The organism is Streptomyces sp. NPDC006872, assembly GCF_040635845.1.
Classification (GTDB): Bacteria; Actinomycetota; Actinomycetes; order Streptomycetales; family Streptomycetaceae; genus Streptomyces.
This window is the reverse complement of sequence record NZ_JBEYIL010000021.1, coordinates 13,520-32,444: the sequence shown is the minus strand read 5'-3', so window position 1 is coordinate 32,444 and position 18,925 is coordinate 13,520. Positions and strand designations below refer to the sequence as shown.

At 70.2% G+C, this 18,925-nt stretch carries 12 protein-coding genes and 2 pseudogenes; 8 read left to right on the top strand and 6 right to left on the bottom strand.

The features are described from left to right. The first annotated feature begins 609 nt into the window (after positions 1–609). Together ABZ725_RS42745 and ABZ725_RS42740 are read left to right on the top strand one after the other, a co-directional pair. Positions 610–1,020: a hypothetical protein gene (locus tag ABZ725_RS42745; protein WP_358807767.1), complete on the top strand. Its 411-nt coding sequence runs from the start codon at positions 610–612 to the stop codon at positions 1,018–1,020. A 450-nt stretch (positions 1,021–1,470) separates the two neighbouring features. Further along, complete coding sequence (locus ABZ725_RS42740; RefSeq protein WP_358807766.1) at positions 1,471–2,400, top strand: M23 family metallopeptidase; 930 nt, start codon at positions 1,471–1,473, stop codon at positions 2,398–2,400. Positions 2,401–2,406: 6 nt separating this feature from the next. On the opposite strand, the gene ABZ725_RS42735 is transcribed toward ABZ725_RS42740, so the two are convergent. Then, positions 2,407–3,945, bottom strand: a complete 1,539-nt coding sequence (locus ABZ725_RS42735) for a serine/threonine-protein kinase (protein ID WP_358807765.1) — start codon at positions 3,943–3,945, stop codon at positions 2,407–2,409. After that, on the bottom strand, positions 3,942–4,742 hold the full coding sequence (locus ABZ725_RS42730; RefSeq protein WP_358807764.1) for an FHA domain-containing protein: 801 nt from the start codon (positions 4,740–4,742) through the stop codon (positions 3,942–3,944). Before ABZ725_RS42730 ends, ABZ725_RS42735 begins: the two co-directional genes overlap by 4 nt. Before the next feature lie 812 nt (positions 4,743–5,554). On the opposite strand from ABZ725_RS42730, the gene ABZ725_RS42725 reads away from it, so the two are divergent. Then, positions 5,555–5,938 (top strand): hypothetical protein, encoded by a 384-nt coding sequence (locus ABZ725_RS42725; protein WP_358807763.1) that lies wholly within the window; start codon positions 5,555–5,557, stop codon positions 5,936–5,938. A 122-nt stretch (positions 5,939–6,060) separates the two neighbouring features. On the opposite strand, the gene ABZ725_RS42720 is transcribed toward ABZ725_RS42725, so the two are convergent. Together ABZ725_RS42720 and ABZ725_RS42715 are read right to left on the bottom strand one after the other, a co-directional pair. Further along, complete coding sequence (locus tag ABZ725_RS42720) at positions 6,061–6,654, bottom strand: hypothetical protein (protein ID WP_358807762.1); 594 nt, start codon at positions 6,652–6,654, stop codon at positions 6,061–6,063. Between the two features lie 45 nt (positions 6,655–6,699). Next, positions 6,700–7,335: a TetR family transcriptional regulator C-terminal domain-containing protein gene (locus tag ABZ725_RS42715; protein ID WP_358807761.1), complete on the bottom strand. Its 636-nt coding sequence runs from the start codon at positions 7,333–7,335 to the stop codon at positions 6,700–6,702. Between the two features lie 116 nt (positions 7,336–7,451). On the opposite strand from ABZ725_RS42715, the gene ABZ725_RS42710 reads away from it, so the two are divergent. Both ABZ725_RS42710 and ABZ725_RS42705 read left to right on the top strand, forming a co-directional pair. Further along, positions 7,452–8,942 carry an amidase gene (locus ABZ725_RS42710; RefSeq protein ID WP_358807897.1) on the top strand — a complete coding sequence of 497 codons (1,491 nt, stop codon included), beginning with the start codon at positions 7,452–7,454 and terminating at the stop codon, positions 8,940–8,942. Further along, positions 8,939–9,199, top strand: coding sequence for a hypothetical protein (locus tag ABZ725_RS42705; RefSeq protein ID WP_358807760.1), 261 nt, complete (start codon positions 8,939–8,941; stop codon positions 9,197–9,199). Before ABZ725_RS42710 ends, ABZ725_RS42705 begins: the two co-directional genes overlap by 4 nt. Before the next feature lie 160 nt (positions 9,200–9,359). On the opposite strand, the gene ABZ725_RS42700 is transcribed toward ABZ725_RS42705, so the two are convergent. Continuing rightward, positions 9,360–9,515 carry a zinc-binding dehydrogenase gene (locus ABZ725_RS42700; RefSeq protein WP_358807896.1) on the bottom strand — a complete coding sequence of 52 codons (156 nt, stop codon included), beginning with the start codon at positions 9,513–9,515 and terminating at the stop codon, positions 9,360–9,362. Between the two features lie 102 nt (positions 9,516–9,617). Here ABZ725_RS42700 and ABZ725_RS42695 point away from each other — a divergent pair. After that, positions 9,618–9,875, top strand: a pseudogene (locus ABZ725_RS42695) (IS5/IS1182 family transposase); the annotation flags it as partial. Between the two features lie 24 nt (positions 9,876–9,899). On the opposite strand, the pseudogene ABZ725_RS42690 reads toward ABZ725_RS42695, so the two are convergent. Next, a pseudogene (locus ABZ725_RS42690) lies at positions 9,900–10,190 on the bottom strand (NmrA family transcriptional regulator); the annotation flags it as partial. Between the two features lie 1,041 nt (positions 10,191–11,231). Between ABZ725_RS42690 and ABZ725_RS42685 the strand changes: the two are divergent. Next, entirely contained in the window at positions 11,232–12,161 is a 930-nt protein-coding gene (locus tag ABZ725_RS42685; protein ID WP_358807759.1) for a L,D-transpeptidase family protein, read from the top strand. Between the two features lie 190 nt (positions 12,162–12,351). After that, positions 12,352–18,876, top strand: coding sequence for an RHS repeat-associated core domain-containing protein (locus tag ABZ725_RS42680; protein ID WP_358807758.1), 6,525 nt, complete (start codon positions 12,352–12,354; stop codon positions 18,874–18,876). The last annotated feature ends 49 nt before the right edge of the window (positions 18,877–18,925 follow it).

Sequence of the window (18,925 nt, the reverse complement as noted above, 5' to 3'; positions counted from 1 at the left end):
GCGCGTCCTGACACCGGACGGCCGACTGGTCCTGGCCCGGGCCTCCCAGGCAGAGCACAGACCTTGCGTGGAGCCCCAGCAGGGGTTGTGGGGGACTGCTCCGACCGGCCGCACGGGACGTGGTGGTAACCCGGGGGACTGCCGGGACGCTCGTCGCCCGCCTGTCTCTGTTCTCGCAAGCGCGTCAGCTCAAGGACGCTCCGGCGGCCCGGACAGCAGCACGCGAAGTGTTCAACTGGCGAATACGGGCAGGTCGTTGGTCTCCTGCTGGCGAGGGTCACGGGGGTGACGAGGCCACCTTGCGGCATGGCCTGCCCGGCTGGCGTACTTCATGATTTTCGACTTGCTCTGCGCTCTCCCGCTGCGGGGGTACGGCGGACTGCTCGCCGCCGCACCGGGGAGAGGCTGACGGCTTGTCACCGGAAGCGTGTCACTCCGGAATCTTCCGGATGCCGCCTCCTGTGTTGCCACGGATACCTTCCAGGCACCGGTCCAAGCCACGGTGGCGAGGACCCGGTGACGGCGATCTCATGGCGCGCGAACGCGGCCGGAACCTGTCCGGCGACAGACCTGCCTCGGAAGGCGCCCATAGACGACGAAGGAGAAATCATGATCGTGAAATCCGTCAAGGCAACCGCGGCGTCTGTCACGGTGGCCGCCGCGCTGGCCGGAATCCTGGCCGCTCCCTCGGCACAGGCCGCGACGTCGGCACCAGCGGCAGCGGCCGAGTGCGGCGTGCGCGCTCACGACAATCGACTGTGGTGCGGGAACAGCGGATCGGCGCCGACCCGGGCGGAGCCGTTCCACGAAAGTCCCATCACCGGCCTGCTGCAGTCGACGTTCAGCTACTTCACCTGCTGGTCGCCGGGCGGACTGCACGGCGGCGGCAACACGACCTGGTACCGCACGGTGCCCGACTGGAGCAGCGACGGGCGGGAGGGCTATGTGCCGGCCGACTGGGTGTTCACTCCCAGCTGGTTCGACGCCGACCCGAGCAGGTATGGCCTGCGGCGCTGCTGACACGGCCAAGGCCGGCCCCGCCGGAACGCACGCCCCGGCGGGGCCGGCCTTGGCCGCAGTGACTTGACGCGCCTTCGTATCGCCTCATCAGCAACGGAGTCGACCATGCCCAGCCAGGATCTCCGGCGCACTCGCCCTGCTGCTCGCCACGGCCTGTTCGGCCCTGGCTGCACCAGGCGCGCCGGTCCCGGCCACGGGCATACACGCCGAGCCGATCGACCCGGAGAACGGTCTCCGCGCCGACGCCGAGCAAAAGCCGTCAAGGACCGCGCACTGCGCACCCCCTCCGGCCCGGGGAACACCAGAGATGCCTACGGGAACTCAAGGGCGAGGTGACCGGGGGCGTCACCCAGCAGTGCTGACGCCCCCGTCCGGGCCGCCCGGCCCGCCCCGGAGCACCGTACGAAACGACCGCCCGGCACGGAGCCGGGCGGGCAAGGGAGGGATTCCATGCGCACACCCCGCAGCAGACGCGCCTTCGGGTCGCCGCTGCCCAAGCCGTACGTCCTCGTCGTCGCGGCCGTCCTCGCGGTGTTCGGGTTGTGGGCGGCTTCCGGGGCGGCCCCGGCGGCCGCCACGCCGACACAGGCGACCGCGGGCGCCCGGCCCGACTTCCGGCTGCCCTTCGCCTGCGGCGAGACCTGGCAGTTGCAGACGTACCAGGGACACGCTCCCGACGACAAGAAACTCGACATGTACCGCGTCGGGGGGCAGACCCTCGGCGCTTCGGTCGTCGCCTCGGCCGCCGGCACGGTCACCGAGCTCTTCGAACCCGGAGGCCTGGAGATCAATCACGGAGGCGGCTGGTTCTCGGTGTACCTGCATATGGACCGCATCGACGTGCGTCTGGGGCAGCAGGTTTCCTCGGGTGCGCCGCTCGGCAGGCTCGGACTGGTCGGGACCACCTCGGCGCACCTGCACTACGAGCAGCTGTACGACACCAACGGCGACAACAACGGCGAGACGGACGAGATGGTGCACCCGGTGCTCCAGGGCACCGAGTACCGGCTTTCCCCCTCCGGGCCGTTCCCCCAAGTCACCAGCACCAACGCCTGCGGCGGCAACCCCGCTCCGGAGCGGTTCTGGGTGGACACCTTCGCCGACGCCCCCGGCTACGCTGCGGTCGACTGCGTCGGCGACACCAGCCCCCGTTGTGCGGTGCAGGGCAAGCTGCTCAAGGGCACCAACTATGTCCTGTGCAAGAAGCCGGGCGACGAGGTGCGCGTGGGGAACTCCTACAACCACTGGTGGCTGCTCACCGACCTCGACCAGGTGGTGCCGGGCGGCTCGGGCCGCGCGTACGTCTCCGCGTACTACCTCCAGCGCTGGGGCAATGACGAGGCGAAGGACAACGAGGGGCGTGACATCCGGCTGTGCTGACCGACGTCAGCCCGGAGAGGGCCGGGCCGGGCACTCCACCAGTGCTGGACGATCCTTCGTCCGCACCGCCGGCAGCCAGGCCGTGGTCCGGCCCTTCTCCGCCGTGAGGCGCACCCTGTACCACCGCACCGAGCGTGTGCCCGCCTCGTCGGCGACCGGCGTCCCTTGGGAGAGCTGGCAGTCGGCGGTCAGGACGTCACCGTCCCACACCCTGGTCAGCACGACGTTGTCGATGTCGTACGGCAGCAGGGGGTCGATCGCGAGTCCGAGGCTGCACAGGTTGTCCCGCTCGCCCGGCCGGTGACACGACCGCTCGGCGTTGTACACCTTGAGGGGCGCGTTCGGCACGATGCTCGCCGTCGCACCGCCTCGCCCGGACCCGGAGCCGCTGCCCGGTGACCGCTGGTCGTCGTCGTACTGGAGCCATCCGACGGAGCCCACGCCGCCCGCCGCCACGATCAGCGCGGCGGCTGCCAGGATCGTGTGCCTGTTCCGGGCTCCTGGAGGCGCTGTGGGCTGCTCCTGCTCGGCCCGGATACGGCCCAGCAGGCTCTCGACGGTGTGCGCGGCACGGTCGGCGTGTGCCGGACTGAGGCAGTCGGCCGCCAGATCGCGCCAGAAGGGCGGCACGCGCAGGTCCATACGCAGCGGTGCGCGTCCGTCGGCGTACTCCTGGGCGGCGGCTCCGCGGGCCGCAGGCGTCGCCCCGGGGAACGGCGAGGCGCCTCCGGTGAAGACCTGGTGGATCATCACGCCCAGTGCCCAGATGTCGGTGCTCTGCCGCACCTGTACGCCCCGTTCGCCCAGCGACGCCTGCCAGCGTTCCGGCGGCAGGTAGTCAGGGGTGCCCAGGGGCGGGATGTAGGCGTGGGTGCCGGTCAGCTCCACCGAGAGACCGAAATCCGCCAGCCGTGCCGATCCGTCCGCCATGATCAGGACGTTGTCGGGCTTGAGGTCCCCGTGCACCCAGCCCAGTCCGTGCAGGTGCGCCAGCCCTTCGCAGACCTCGGTGAGCAGCCGCGCTCCCTCTCGCGCCGACAGCGGCACTTCGCCGGACGGGGTGGAGGATCGGGCAGCGGGCGACGAGGGGCCGCCCCGACCGGAGGGAGACGAAGCCTCCAGCCGTTCGCGCAGACTTCGCTCGGCCCGCTCCATGACGAGCACCACGGCCCCGTCGAAGGCCGAACCGGCGGACTCGCCGAGCGTGATGGAGTCGAACAGCCGGATCAGCCGGGGATGCCTGGTGCGCCGACTGAGCTCGGTTTCGCGCCGGGCGGTCTCCACCAGCCCGCGCGCCTGTCGCGGCGCGAGCCCGGCCGTGGGCAGGAACTTGAGGGCGACCTCCGACGGGGCCGTCTCCCCGTGCGCGGCCGACCCGCCCTCGTTCCCGTCGCCGCCGTGCCCGCCGTCACCGCCGCCGTCCGGACCGCCGGCGCGCCTGGCCGCGTACACCGTCCCCCATCCACCGGCCCCGATCAGGCCGGTGACCTCCCACTCACCGACCCGGTAGCCGCGTGGAACCACCTCCACGGAGCCGCTGCTCACCCTCCCGCCACCACCGTCCGCTGGAGCGACGATCTCCTCGACGGCAGGAGCACCAAGTGCTCCTCGCGCACAAGCCCAAAACGCAGGGCGAGTCCCGCCACCGCCTCCCGCTTGCCGTTGCGTCGCACGCCCTGAGCCGGTCCGGTCGTCGCCGACGCGGTGATCCGCAGCTTTTCGTCCGCCAGATAGTCGATGTGGGAGCTGACCGCCCGGTTGGTCAGCCGCTCGCAGCCCGGCTGGTTCCGCAGCCGCTCCACGATCTGGGGCGTGGTCGCCACCGCCACTGTGGACTCGTCGCGCAGCCGCGGCTCGCACAGCGCGACCAGGACGAGGAAGTACGTGGAGGTCTCGTCCAGGGAGAAGCCGGCGAGCGTCCCGGTGCCCGTCAAGCCCTCCATGCCGCTCGCGCCGAGGTACACGTGGTCGGGGGCGAACACCTGGAAACTCACGGCGGATCCCCGGGTAGGCAGGAGGACACGTGCGAACTCGAAGGGCACGGGGGCTCCGGCCCTGCGGGGCGGGACCCTGAAATATTCCCCCGCCCCTTCAGGGTTCTCCACCAGATAGGTCTGGTTCGTGCTGAGGTTGCTCAACTGCCAGTGGTCCTCCGTCACCCGGATCTCTCCGGCGAGCCGGGATACCGCTGGATTCGCCATCCGCAGATCGACGGGGACGGACGCGGAGCCGCGCCCGAAGCGGGCGACGTCCCCCGGACCGAGCCGAAGGCTCACCGGCTCCGACACGGGCGTGATCTCCACCCTCCCGTCCGACGGCAGGTGAACCAGTACGCCGCTCATGGTCTTCTTCTCCTCCTCGAAGTCCTGGCGCCCACCGTCCCCGTCCGGACGGTGCTCACGGGCTGTGGGGTTCGGCCCGGCCGGCACGGAGCTCGGGGCGAGCTCAGAGTCGCTTGATCGAAGTTCCGGGACGGCCGAAGGCGCTCAGCCCGCTCCGCCCCTAAGAGGCGATGGCGGCTGTACCGGTTCCCGGCCGTGGGTACTCTCGGCGGAGTCGGGTTCGAAGGGTGAACCCGTCGCTGCCGAGGGGCCGTTGGGGAGTGCGTGCCGTCGGCGCGTCCCGCAAGCAGGCGGGGGCGTGCCGCATCGGCCCGGGCGGCGGCAAGTCAGGCCGGGCGTCGGGCACGTACGGGGAGCGGGCGCAGGCCCGGAACTCGTGGTGCGCGGTGGTCACGTCGCTGTGCAGGTGCGGAGGGAAGAAGGCCCTGATCTTGCGGGCCACATGGCGCTGAAGGCGCGGCTCGTGCATGCTGTGGAAACGGTCGTATGCGCTGGCGCCGTCCTCCCGCCAGCACTCAGGACACCACCATGCGCGGTCCTCGTACACCCGCTCGGGCCGCCGGGCGTCGTTGTCGCGCCCGAGAAGGCGACTCGGGCCTCCTGGCTGTCCGGGCACCAGCCGAGGCAGTGAGTCGAGTTGTTCTTGAGCACGGGCCCTCCGAGCACCTGCGGCCGGTCCGGCTGACCAGCTTCCCCCTGCACGTGCCGGTGAAGGGCCCGGTCACCGTGGCCATGGGTGTCCCCGTGTTCCCCGGCGCCGACCGCACACCGTCACCGCCGCCGGCAAGAGCTGGCCCGCCATCCATGTCGACATGGGTAACCCCCATGCCGTGGTGCTCGTCGACGCCGGAGACCTGTCCCCACCGCCCGCCGCCGAACCGGCCGGCGCCTATCTCTCCCCTACGGCGTCACCACCGAGTTCGTCCACCGTCCTCGGCCTCGGCCACCTCGCGCTGCGCGTCCACGAGCGGGGCGTGGGCGAGACCGCGCCTGCGGCATTGGTGCCTGCGCCCGCCGTTGCTGCCCACCGACGCCGTGCCGGCCGGACCGAGACCGCCGACTACCGCGTCGACCTCCCCGGCGGGTATCTGCACGTATCCGTCGCTGTCGACGGTGCCATGGCTCTGACCGGCTCCGCCGTCATCACCACCGTGGGCACGATCCGCCTTTCCCACGCCGGGGACACCACCAGCTGACGCACCAAGGCGCCAGACGAGCCGACGCGACGCGCCTGCCCGGGCCGGCGCAGGGCCTCACCGGTGGTGGGGGCTGCAGCTTTGCCGTGGCTCCGCACGGGTGTCCACTGCGGGTAGTGCCGCTATGGGTGGTCGTAGCGGTCGTAAAGGATCTCGACGGTGTCGGTCCACGCGCTGTCGGCCTGCTCGGGCAGGTGGTGGCCGGCATGGCTGGCCAGCTGCCGGTAGAGCGGGTGCATGGTTCCTGCCTCGGTGGTGATCAGGGCGGTGAGCAGGGCAGGGCGCTGGGGTTTGGGACTGCGGGGGCGAGCGGTGGGCTTGACCCGCCGAAGCACCTGCACCTGATCAGACTCCGGCAGCTCCCGCAGATCCTTGGCCTGAGCGCACAGATCGGCGAAGGCCACGGCCTTGCCCAGCCGGGCTGCCTGCTCGGGCGTGGCTGCGGGGGACACTCCCCGCAGCTGGACGGCGCGTGCGGCGGCCTCCCGCCACGGCGTGCTGGGCGGTGGCAGCAGCGGGGCGGCGGACCGGGCGTTGTGGTCCAGCTCGGGCAGTGCGAAGGCGGGCGCCATCACGGTTGCGGCCGAGTGCCGGGCGGCGAACTGGGCGGCCTCCGCAGGGCTCTGCACCCTCGCGTGCTCGCGCTCGATGGCGGCCGCGCGCGTGAGTTGGTCCTCGGGGGTGGTCCGGTCGGCGGCGGTGGTCTGGGCGTGCACGGTGTGGCCGTCACGGCACGGGCAAGGCAATCAGCTCCACGAGTGTCAGACGGCCTTTCCGGGACGGCTGGTGTGGAGGCGTTCCCAGAGGTGGACCACATGCGCGTGCAGGGTGTCCTCGGCCTCCTCAACGGTCAAGTGCCCTATGAGCACATGGCTGGTCAGGCCGTCCGCGAGGGCGAGCAGGGCCCGGGCCTCGCGCTGCGGATCGAGCGTCGCGGCGTCATCGTCGGCCGGGCCGCTCTCGCCGGCCTCCGTGATGAGGCGGCCGAGGAGGCCATGGAGAGCCGCGTAACTGATTCTGAGTTTGGCGGCGAGTGGCTCGCTGACGGCGGCCTGGGCGACGAACGCGAGCCACACCCGTGCCTCGGCGCGGTGCTGTCTGCGGAGCAGGGCGATCTCGGTGGCCGCGTGACCCAGGGCGGTAGCGGCTGACTGGGCCGGGCTGCTGGAGAGGCGGGCCCGTACACGTTCGGTGATGCGTTCGCCGACGTGGTCGACGGCGAACAGGAGCATCTCCTCCTTGTTGCGGAAGCAACGCTGAACGGCACCCAGAGAGACCTCCGCGCGGGTGGCGACGTCGCGCATGGTCACTCCCTCAGGTCCGTGTTCGTCAGCGAGGAGGCAGACGGCCTCGGCGATCCGTCGGCGTCGGCTCTCGTAGTCCACCTGCTTGGGCATGTTCGGGCGCCTCCTTTTTCCGATACGAGCGTATCGCTTCTGGGTTATGGTTCCGACGCGAGCGCTTCGACACATGAACGGGGAGGACAAGAATCGTGCGGGACGCCCTATGGAAGATGCCGGCCGCAGCACAGGCAGAGGCAGTCCGGAATGGAGACGTATCGGCTGTCGAACTGGTCGACAGCCACCTGGACCGCATCGCCGAGGTCAACCCGCAGGTCAACGCGGTCACTCAGCTCATGGCCGAGCGTGCCCGTGAAGCCGCGGCGCAGACGGATTTGCGCCGGGCCGCAGGCGAAGAGCTGGGGCCTCTGGCAGGGGTGCCGTTCACGGTGAAGGAGACCACCGCCGTCGAAGGTGTGCCGACCACGATGGGACTCGCGCGCTTCCGCGATCTGGTGGCGACGGCCGACGCACCCCCGGTGGCCCGGCTGCGTGCCGCCGGAGCCATACCGATCGGGCACAGCAACATACCCACCCTGATCCTGGCGGGGATGCACACCCGCAGCGAACTGTTCGGCGACACCGTCAACCCGTGGGACCGGCGCCGGACTCCGGGAGGCTCCAGCGGCGGCGACGCAGCGGCCGTCGCCACCGGCATGGCCGCGCTCGGGCTCGGCAACGACTCCGGCGGATCAGTACGGATCCCGGCCTCGTTCTGCGGCGTGGCGGGACTGAAGCCCACCGCCGGGCGATTCCCGGCCGACCACCGAATTCTAGGCCCGGACGACCCAGGACCGGCCTCACAGATGCTGGTCACCGACGGGCCCCTGGCCCGCAGGATCGCCGACCTGCGGCTGGCATACGAGGCGCTGGCCGGGACCGACCCGCGGGACCCGCGGGCCGTACCGGTGCCCGTCCGTGGTGAGCCGCTGCCGGGACCGGTGAAGGTCGCGGTCGTCGCCGATCCCGGCGGCCACGGCGTCCACCCCACGGTCCGCCGTGCCGTCGAGGCCGCGGCCGACGCGTTGCGGGACGCCGGGTACGACGTGCGGGAGATGGCGGACGTTCCGCGGCTTGACGAGGCACTTGAGGCGTACCACCGGATCGTCGTGACCGAATTCGCCCCGACCTGGCCGGTGGTGCGGACACTGCTCGGCGAGGGCGGAGATCGCTACATCGAGATGACGATGGAGAAGACCCCGCCTGCGACCGCAGCGGAGTTCATGCAGCTGATGGGGGTCTGGCTGGGCATCCGCCGCTCCTGGGCGGAGTTCCTGGACGAGTACCCGCTGCTGCTCGGGCCGGTGTTCACCGAGCCGGCCGTCGAGCCGGGGCTGGAGTCACGCGACCAGGCAGGACGGGAACGAGTCGGCTTGGGCATGCGCCTGTGCACGGTGACCAGCTTCGCGGGCGTACCCGGGGTCGCCGTACCGACCGGAGTGACCGACGGCCTGCCGTCCGGCGTGCAGATCGTCGGGCGCGCGTTCCGGGAGGACCTGTGCCTGGATGCTGCCCAGGAGGTCGAGGACCGCCTCGGAGTGCTCACACCGATCGACCCTCGTGGAAGTCCCAGCGGCCACGCGGTAGGCAGTCCTACGACAGTGGGCAGCGAGACGGGCCTCCTTTCCGGCCGAGTGTCGGCAAACGATGGCACCTTCAAGTGATCAACGCACCGCCCACGGATGATCATGTGACCGTGGAGGCGCAGGTGCGTGACTACGGGTCCTCGTCGGCTCAGCAGGACGAGGTTTGGAGACGCCGGCGCGAAGGGCAGTCGTTCAATTTGATTGGGCGGGCGCTCGGGGCACCGATGCACCACGTCCGCCAGTTCCTGTACCAAAGCGGCGGCATCCGCCTCACCCCGCAGCAGCGCTCCGAGCGGCATCTGACCGGCAGCGAGCGCGGCAGAGGTCTACGCTGACCTCTTGAACAGCGGTGATGCGCTGACCGCATGAGTCCTCCATCGTCTGCCGACGCTTCCCGTGTGCGACGAGCCTGATGCGAATGCCGGGCAGCAGAGAGAAACCGACTCGTTCGGCCCAACCCGGACGGCCGGGTTGGGCGGGTTGCTTGTCCTGGTCTCAGGGGACCAGAACGACCTTGCCGAGGTTGCGGCGGGACTCGATGATCTCGTGGGCGCGTGCTGCTTCGGCGAGTGGGATTTCAGCGAACACGTGGGGGCGCGGCGTGCGGTTGCGGTGGAGTTCCCATAGCTCGTCGAGCCAGCGCGCGTACACCTCGGGCTTGCCCCGGGCGATGGCCGCGATCTGGAAGCCGATGACCGAGGCGCTCCGGATGAGCAGCTCGTATGCGTCGATTGTGCCGCCACCCGCGCCCTGCTCGACGAACGCGGCCTGCACGGCCGCATCGCACACAAGGGCGAGCAGGCGCCGATCCAGGCAAGTCAGAGGTGGCACGTCGAACGGACCCACGCCTGGCGGAACGCCTTCCACCGCATCGCTCGCTGCTACGAGCGCCGGGCCACCGTCATCGACGCCTTCTTCGACCTGGCCGACACCATCATCGCCATCCGTGGCCTGATCCGTCAGGCATGGACGACCCACCGCTGGAACGAACGCCCGAACCGCCGCCCATGAGCACACGCTTACCTGCACGACCTCCTACTTGAAGGCTGCGACGTTGCGCGCGACCCACTCGGTGAAGGTGCGGGGCGGGCGGCCGAGGACCTGCTCGACGTCGGGGCTCACCCGCTGCTCAGCGGCTTTCGGCGTGCCCAGGATGCCAAGGGTGGCTTCCACGGTCGGCTCGGGCATGAACTGCAGCATCTGTGCCCGAGCCTCCGCGCGGCTTTGTTCGACGAACCGCACCGGCTCACCCAGTGCGTCGGCGATCGCCATCGCCTGCTGCCGAGGTGAGACCGGCGCCGGTCCGGTCAGCTCATACGCCCTGCCGACCTCGCCGAGATCGTCCGCTTCTACGGACTGCGGCCGTGGATCGAGCAGAGCTACAAACAGGTCAAGGACGAACTGGGCTGGGCCGACTTCCAGGTCCGCTCCGACCGCGCCATCCGCCGCCGCCAGACCCTGGTCAACTGTGCTTTCTCCTTCTGCTGGGACCAGAGGTTCGCCCCACCCGGCCCCCTGGACGCCACCGCGCCGGCCCCGTGCCCCAACGAGGGGCCAGAGAGGGGGCCCGGCCATACCCCACCAGCCCCAACTGCCTTGCTGGTCCAGAGCCTTACGGGCCATCCGGTCATGGATCACCCTCGCCATCACCTTCAACCCCCGGTGGTGGCGGGCCTGGACGGATACGGACCCACCCTCCGAGCTCCAGGCACCTTCGAGAGCCTGGCGGCATCCCTGCCCGGATCGCCCTTGCGGGCGGAGGCGGGCCGGGTGGGGCGGAAACGGGCGAAGTGGGGGCAGGTGGGGCGGAGGCCATCGGGAGCGGTGTCGAGAGCGCGGCTGCGGCCAGAGTGGCCACGGCTCTTCGACGGGATGCGCTCACAGAGATCCTTCCCGGCACGAACAAGGTAGAGAGGAAGCTAGCGATCTTCAGACCGTCTTGCGAACAGAAAGGCTGGTTCTCAAGGCCGTGATGGCCGAGTTCGCCGGGTCGGCCATTCTGCAGCTGGGCGGAGACCCCAACGACTACCGCAACTTGTGGGTGGAGCCCGCCGACCCCGGCCACCGCACGGGCACCGGGGTCAGTAGTCCCGCTGGTCGGCGAACGCACGGTCGTCGACTGTTTCCACTCCGGCGAGCTGCTGCCGGGCGCCATTGCCAAACCATTGGCAATGGCACACCGATTCGTGTGCTCACCTGTAGTCATAATCTTATTCGCGTGGGCGAATCTGGCTTTGGCGACTGTGTTTGCTGTAGCCCGAGACGTCTTCGGCCGCGCACTGACCGGCAATCAACTTGCGGCGCATCGCCATGCCTTGGTCGGCAGCCACCACTTCCACCCCTACCACTCTGGAGACTTCCCCTCGTATGTCGGCCTCCTCCGGGCGCCACGCCCGCCCCCGCACCCCGGTGTTGCGCACCACCACCACCGCGGCGTCGCTGGCCGCCGCCGGGATCGGCGCCGGCCTGCTGGGTGCCACCGCCGCCCAGGCCGCCACCCCCGCCGGCACCACCCCGGTCAGCAGCTACACCGTCGTCAGCGGCGACACTCTGTCCGGCATCGCCGCCAAAGAGCATGTGCCCGGCGGCTGGGCCGCGTTGGCCAAGGACAACCACATCGCGTCCCCTTACGTGATCCACCCTGGCGAGAAGCTCAACCTGCCCGCGGGCTCCTACGTCACCAAGCCCACCGCCCCGCCCTTCCCGGTCGCGGTCACCGTAGGCAAGGCCACCCAGGTCATCACCGTCAAAGCCACCGGTTCCCACGCCACCGTCACCAGCTGGCAGATGAGCGGCGGCAGTTGGCACCAGGTCGTCACCACCACCGCCGCCCGCATCGGCTCCAACGGCGTCACCAGCGGCACCACCCGCAAGCAGGGCACCGACACCACCCCCACCGGCACCTACACCATCACCCAGGGCTTCGGCGTCGGGGCCGACCCGGGCACCAGGATGCCGTACCACAAGGTGACCAGCGTCGACTGGTGGGTCGAGGACCCCACGTCCGCCTACTACAACCAGATGCGGACATCCACCCAGGGCGGCTTCCACCTCACCGAAACCGGTGACGACGGCAGCGAGCACCTGATCGAGTACCCCACCCAGTACAACAACGCCCTGGTCATCAACTACAACATGGACCCGGCGGTCAAAGGCCGCGGAGCCGGGATCTTCCTCCATGACCTCGGCCCGCAAGCCGGCCCCACCGGAGGCTGCGTGGCCCTGCCCGCCGCCGTCATGACCCAGATCATGAAATGGATAGACCCCACCGGCCACCCCGTCATCGCCATCGGCTAGCCGGGCTTTCGGTCTGGTGATCCCAGCGCCTTTGCATTGCATTCAGCGCGCCATTTTTTTGTCAGATTTTGATCGTCAGAACTAATCCATGACTCACGCGAGTCCATTTCCAGGGGGCAGGCCTGCTATGGCAAAGGGAGAAAACCAATCGGCCATCGGAACGGGGAGACGTATACCCCGGCCTTCCCTCGTGCGGGGCCTCCTCGCGACGGCGGTGACGATGGCCGTCGCGGTGACGACCCTGGCCGCCGCGCCCGCGGCGCACCGGCAGCAGCCCGTCCCACGGAACACCGAGCCGGTCCCGGTCCACGCGGTGACCTCGCACTACCTCAAGCCGAAGAAGCTGTCGTCCTGGAAGCCGGCCAAGGTGGTCTGGCCGACGGGCTCCGCCCGCGTCGACGTGCCCGGCGCCGGCGGGCGAGCCGGGTCCCTGCCGGTGTGGCTCGGTACGGCGGGCCACACCGCCGGCACACCGCACGCCGCCGCCACGTCGCCGGCCGCGTCGAGCCGGTCCGCGAGCCGTGCGACGGTCACGGTACTGCCCCGGTCGGCGGCGCAGGCCGCGGGTGTCGACGGCGTCCTGCTGAGCGTCGTACCCGACGCGCGGACTCAGGCGCGCACGGCGCGTCTGACCGTGGACTACCGGTCGTTCGCCGACGCCTACGGCGCGGACTGGGCCTCCCGGCTGCAGCTGGTCGCGCTGCCCGCCTGCGCGCTGACCACCCCGAAGGCGCCTGCCTGCCGGACCGCGACCGCCCTGAAGTCCAGCAACGACGCCGACACCGGCCGGGTCTCCGCCGATGTGGCACTGAGCTCGTCCACGGTCTCCGCGCCCACCGCGAAGACGCCCACCACGAAGGCTTCCCCCGCGAAGGCACCCACCGCGAAGGCCTCCGCCGCGCCGGCCGCGATGGTGTTCGCCGCGACGTCGTCGTCCGGTGGCGGCGGTGGCGGTGACTTCACCGCCACGTCTCTCAAGCCGTCAGGTTCATGGCAGGCGGGCGGCAGCACCGACGCCTTCGACTGGTCCTACCCGCTCAGCGCCCCTGCCGTCCCGGGCGGGCTCACCCCGGGCCTGAAGATCAACTACAACTCGCAGAGCGTCGACGGACTGACCTCCTCGACCAACAACCAGGCGTCCATCGTCGGCGACGGCTTCTCGCTGCCGGAGAACTACATCGAGCGTTCCTACCAGTCCTGCCACCAGAACCCGTCAGGGACGACGAAGACCTGGGACAACTGCTGGTCCAACGACAACCAGTTGACGCTGTCGCTCAACGGATCGACCACCTCGATCATCAAGGACGACACCACCGGGACCTACCGAGCCCAGGGCGACACCGACGAGCGGATCCAGTACCTGACCGGTGCCTCCAACGGCGCCCAGAACGGTGAGTACTTCCGCGTCACCACCCCCGACGGCGCCCAGTACACCTTCGGCCTCAACCACCTGCCCGGATACGCCAGCGGCAACACGGCCACGAACTCGGTGCTGACCGAGCCGGTCTACGCGACGGCCTCCGGCCAGCCGTGCTACAACGCCACCTTCTCCTCCTCCTGGTGCCAGCAGGGCTACCGGTGGATGCTGGACTACGTCAAGGACACCCACGGCGACGTGATGTCGTCCTTCTACACCGACGACACCGACTACTACGCGCGGGACCTGGGCAGCACCGCCAACACGTCCTACATACGCGACGCACGGCTGACGAGGATCCAGTACGGCCAGCGCGACGGCTCGGTCTACTCCACCAGCCCCGACGCCCAGATCTCCTTCACCTACAACGGGCGCTGCAAGACCGCCCCGACCGGCTGCGCGGTCTCCGGCCTGTCCTCCTCGACGGCCACGAACTGGCCGGACGTCCCCTACGACCTGAACTGCGCCAACGGCGCCTCCTGCACCTCGCAGTCGCCGTCCTTCTGGTCCGAGTACGAGCTGACCGGCGTCCAGACACAGGAACTGGTCGGGACGACCGAGACCGACGTGGACTCCTGGGCGTTCACCTACGCCTTCCCGGCCACCGGCGACGCCACGACCCCCTCGCTGTGGCTGTCGTCCATCGTGCGCATTGGCCAGGACACGAGCGCCGGCGGATCGACGGGCTCGCTCAGCACGGCGCCGGTCACCTTCTCCGGCACACCGATGTCCAACCGCGTCGACCTGACGGACGGTTACGCGCCCATCACCCGCTACCGGTTGAACACGATCACCACCGAGACCGGCGAGGTCATCAGCGTCGGCTACTCGGCGCCGGCGTGCGGGAGTTCGACGCCGGGCGACGACAGCCAGAACACCTCGCTGTGCTTCCCGTCGTACTGGACGCCCAGCGGGTTGACCTCGCCGATCAAGGACTGGTTCAACAAGTACATCGTCACCACCGTCACCCAGCAGGACCCGACCGGCGGCGGGGTCGCCGACGACACGGTCACCACCTACACCCCCGTCGGCAGCCCGGCCTGGCACCACGACGACAACCCGCTGACCCCCTCGAACCAGCGCACCTGGAACGAGTGGCGCGGGTACCAGGGGATGAAGGTCTCCACGGGCACCGCCCCGGACCCGAAGACGGAGACGGACTACACCTACTTCCGCGGCATGGACGGCGACACCCTGCCGGGCGGCGCGACACGGTCGGCGAGCATCACGGACTCACGCGGCGACACCGCCGTCCCGGACTCCGACCAGTACGCGGGAATGACGTACGAGACGATCCTCTACAACGGGTGGAACTCGGGCAAGGCCGTCAACGACACCGTCACCGCCCCGTGGTCGTCCCCGGCCACCGCCACGCACACGCCCGGCGGCGGGCTGCCCGCCCAGCAGGCGTATCTCACGGGCACCGCGCGCACCCGGGTCTACACCCCGCTCGCCTCCGGCAGCACCCGTGAGACGGAGACCGACAGCACCCACGACTCCAACGGCCGGGTGACCAAGTCCGACGACAAGGGCGACGTCTCCACCGCCTCGGACGACATCTGCGCCACCACGACCTACGCCGACAACACCTCGGCCTGGATCCTCGACGCCCCCGACGAGGCCGACACCGTTTCGGCCGACTGCGCCGACACCCCTTCGCTGCCCGGTGACGCCGTGGCGGACAAGCGGATCTACTACGACGGCTCGGCCACCTTCGGGGCGGCGCCGACCGTCGGCGACCCGACGACGATCCAGCAGGTGACCTCCTACAGCGGCTCGACACCGACCTGGTCGACGATGTCCACGCTGACCGTCGACGAGTACGGCCGGACCCTGTCCAGCACCGACCCCGACCAGCGCACCACCCACATCGCCTACACGCCGACGACCGGTGCCTCACCCACCTCCGTCACCACCACCGACCCGCTCACCCACACCGTCACCGAGACCCTCGACCCGCTCCGCGGCCTGGAGCTGAGCAAGACCGACGCGGCCGGCTACGTCACCAAGGCGCAGTACGACGCCCTCGGACGGACCACCGCGGTCTTCCGTCCCGGCATCACCGCGGCCGCCGCCAAGTACACCTACGCGCTCTCGCAGTCCTCGCCCAGCGTGGTGAGCACCCAGACGCTCAACGACGACGGCAGCTACGCCGTCAGTGAGTCGCTCTACGACTCCTTCCTGCGCCTGCGGGAGACCCAGACCGGCACGGTCGACGGCGGACGGACCGTCACCGACACCGTCTACAACACCGACGGCTGGGTCGCCAAGACCACCAATCCCTACTACACCACCGGCGCTCCGGGCACCACGCTCGTCCAGGCCCAGGACGGCCAGATCCCCTCCGAGACCGGCTTCGCCTACGACGGAGCGGGCCGCAAGACCCTGGCCACCGCCTATGCGCTGGGCACCGAGACCTGGCACACCGGCACGGTCTTCGGCGGGAACTTCACCACCACCGTCCCGCCGGCCGGCGGAGTCGCCGAATCCCAGCTCACCGACGCCCGCGGCAATGTCACGGACCTCTACCAGTACCACTCCGGCGTCCCGGCCGACCCGGTCGACGACCCCGTCGGCGACTACTCCGACACCCACTACACCTACAACCCCGACGGCTCGAAGTCCGGCGAGACCGACCCGGCCGGCAACGCCTGGAGCTGGCACTACGACCTGCTCGGCGACCAGACCTCCGCGAGCGACCCGGACGCCGGCACGTCGAGCGCGACGTACGACAACGCCGGACAGATCCTCACCACCACAGACTCCCGCTCCAAGACGACCAGTTACTCCTACGACGGGGGCGGGCGAAAGACGGCCGCCTACGACACCACGGGCGGCGCCACCCCCTCCACGGGCAACCAGATCGCGTCCTGGACGTACGACACCCTCAAGAAGGGTCTGCTCACTTCCTCGGCCTCCTACCAGCTCGGCACGTCCAGCCCCACGGTGACCAACACGGTCCTCGCCTACACCAACCTGGGCGAGGCGGCCGCCACCCGCACCACCCTCGCCGACCTCCCGGCCGGCGAGGCCGCCCTCGCCCCCTCCGGCGGCTACACCACCTCGTACACCTACAAGACCACCGGCACGCCGGCCACCCAGCAGGACGCCGCGGCCGGCGGGCTGCCCGCCGAGACCATCGCCACCGGATACGACCAGTACGGCGACCCCACCAGCCTGGCCAGTACCGGCACCACCGCCTGGACCTACGTCAACGCCGTCGGCTACGACGAGTACGGCCACCCGCTGCAGTACTCCATGGGCCCCACCACCGGCTGGGTCGACCTCACCCTGCAGTACGACCCCCAGACCAACCAGCCCACCGACGCCAAGACCACCGACTCCAGCAGCTCCACCGTCGTCGACGACACCTCCTACAAGTGGTCCGACAACGACCTCTCCAAGGGCACCGGCCTGCTCGCCTCGGTGACCGACGCGCAGAACGGCGGCGCCACCTCCGACACCCAGTGCTACGCCTACGACTGGAACGTACGGCTGTCCGCCGCCTGGACCGCGACCGACCACTGCGCCACCGCCCCGGCGGCCGGCAGCAGCTCCACGGTCGGCGGGCCCAATCCCTACTGGGAGAGCTGGACCTACCGCGCCGACGGCGAACGGCTGACCGAGACCGACCACGACACCGGCGGCGACACCACCCACGACACCACCACCACGTACGCCTACCCGACCGCCGGCTCGGCCACCGACCAGCCGCACACCGTCACCTCCACCACCGCCACCGGACCCGGCGCGACGGCGGACACCGCCTCCTACACCTACGACAGCGCGGGTGACACCACCGCCGTGGGCGGCGGCGCCCTCGGCAACCAGACCCTGACCTGGAACGACCAGGACAAGCTGGCCACCGACACCACCTCCGCCGGGAGCACCGGCTACCTCTACGACGCCGACGGCAACCTCGTGCTGCGCACCGGCCCCGGTCAGGCCACCCTCTACCTCGACGACGAGGAGATCGTCGAGAACACCAGCAGCCACGCCCTCAGCGGCACCCGGTACTACACCCTCGGCACCACCACCATCGCGGCCCGCAGCAGCAGCGGTGACATCCAGTACCTGATCCCCGACCGCCAGGGCACCGACACCCTCTCCATCGACTACCAGACCCAGGCAGTCACACGCCGGCAGTACCTCCCCTTCGGCAAGGTCCGCGGCACCGCCCCCGGCTCCTGGCTCGGCGACAAGGGTTACATCGGAGGAATCTCCGACTCCGGCACCGGCCTCGAGAACCTCGGCGCCCGGGAGTACGACGCGCAGACCGGTCGTTTCGTCTCCCTCGACCCCCTCCTGGAGTCCTCCGACCCCACGCAGATCTCCGGCTACGACTACAGCGGGAACGACCCGGTCACCGGCAGCGACCCCACCGGAGCCAGCTGGTTCAGCTCCATCGGCAACGCCGTCTCCAACTTCACCCAGACCGCCGGCGACGTCATGCAGCGCACCAACTGGGCCCAGGCGGCCCTCGGCGCCGGTGAACTGCTGCTGGGCGCGGCGGCCGACACGGGCGGCACGGCCCTCATGGCGACGGGCGTCGGCGCTCCCCTGGGAGCGGCGCTCGACGTCGCGGGCACCGGACTGGCCATCTCCGGAAGCGCCACCGCCATCGCGGCGGTGGCGGGCCCGAACATCGCCTACGCGGTGCAGGACGGCGACGGCGGCGGGAGCGGCGATCCCACGCACGAGGCCGCGTCGGGCGGCACAGACGCCGGCGCCTCCAGCCTCCGCAACGAGCACAAGGGCCCCGACGGCAAACCGCTGCTGACCGAGGAGAACGCCTACAAGTCCCTCGAGGGCGGTCCGGACGACACGACGGCGGAGGTGAACCCGGAGACGAAGGGAAAGAACGAGCAGGGCCAGAAGAACCCGGACATCAAGTTGCTGGACCGCCAGGGGAACGTCGTCGGTTACCGCGAGGTCAAGACGATCGCGAACCCCAAGCAGGCACGGTTCATGGAGCAGCTGTCGAGTGCCACCAAGCAGCTCAAGGCCAAGGGAATGAAGATCAACGAGATCTTCTTCCAGGTGCCCAAGACATCGGATGCCTACAAATGGCTCGGTGACTGGCAGAAGCAGCCGGGCCGGGACATCTCCAAGTGGCGCGGGTACACCGTCCGCGTCGTGGACGACACCGGCGAGGAACTCGGCACCTATGACCTGGGGGATTCCGGCCTCCATGACCTGAGCAAGGGCGGCGGAGGCGGAGGCGGCTCCGGGCCCACGGACGCGGAGAGGGCCGGGTTGTTGAACAAGGAGAGGGCGATGGAGGCAGAGGGTTTCTGAGCGCCCCCCCACCGGCAGGGGGCGCCGCACCGCGCCACAATCGGCGCGG

What these genes read in the sequence shown, in the direction of transcription:
- ABZ725_RS42745 (WP_358807767.1), top strand. Translation starts at nt 610, where the DNA reads ATGATCGTGAAATCCGTCAAGGCAACCGCGGCGTCTGTCACGGTGGCC.
- ABZ725_RS42740 (WP_358807766.1), top strand. Translation starts at nt 1,471, where the DNA reads ATGCGCACACCCCGCAGCAGACGCGCCTTCGGGTCGCCGCTGCCCAAG.
- ABZ725_RS42730 (WP_358807764.1), bottom strand. Translation starts at nt 4,742, where the DNA reads ATGAGCGGCGTACTGGTTCACCTGCCGTCGGACGGGAGGGTGGAGATC.
- ABZ725_RS42725 (WP_358807763.1), top strand. Translation starts at nt 5,555, where the DNA reads ATGGGTAACCCCCATGCCGTGGTGCTCGTCGACGCCGGAGACCTGTCC.
- ABZ725_RS42715 (WP_358807761.1), bottom strand. Translation starts at nt 7,335, where the DNA reads ATGCCCAAGCAGGTGGACTACGAGAGCCGACGCCGACGGATCGCCGAG.
- ABZ725_RS42710 (WP_358807897.1), top strand. Translation starts at nt 7,452, where the DNA reads ATGCCGGCCGCAGCACAGGCAGAGGCAGTCCGGAATGGAGACGTATCG.
- ABZ725_RS42685 (WP_358807759.1), top strand. Translation starts at nt 11,232, where the DNA reads ATGTCGGCCTCCTCCGGGCGCCACGCCCGCCCCCGCACCCCGGTGTTG.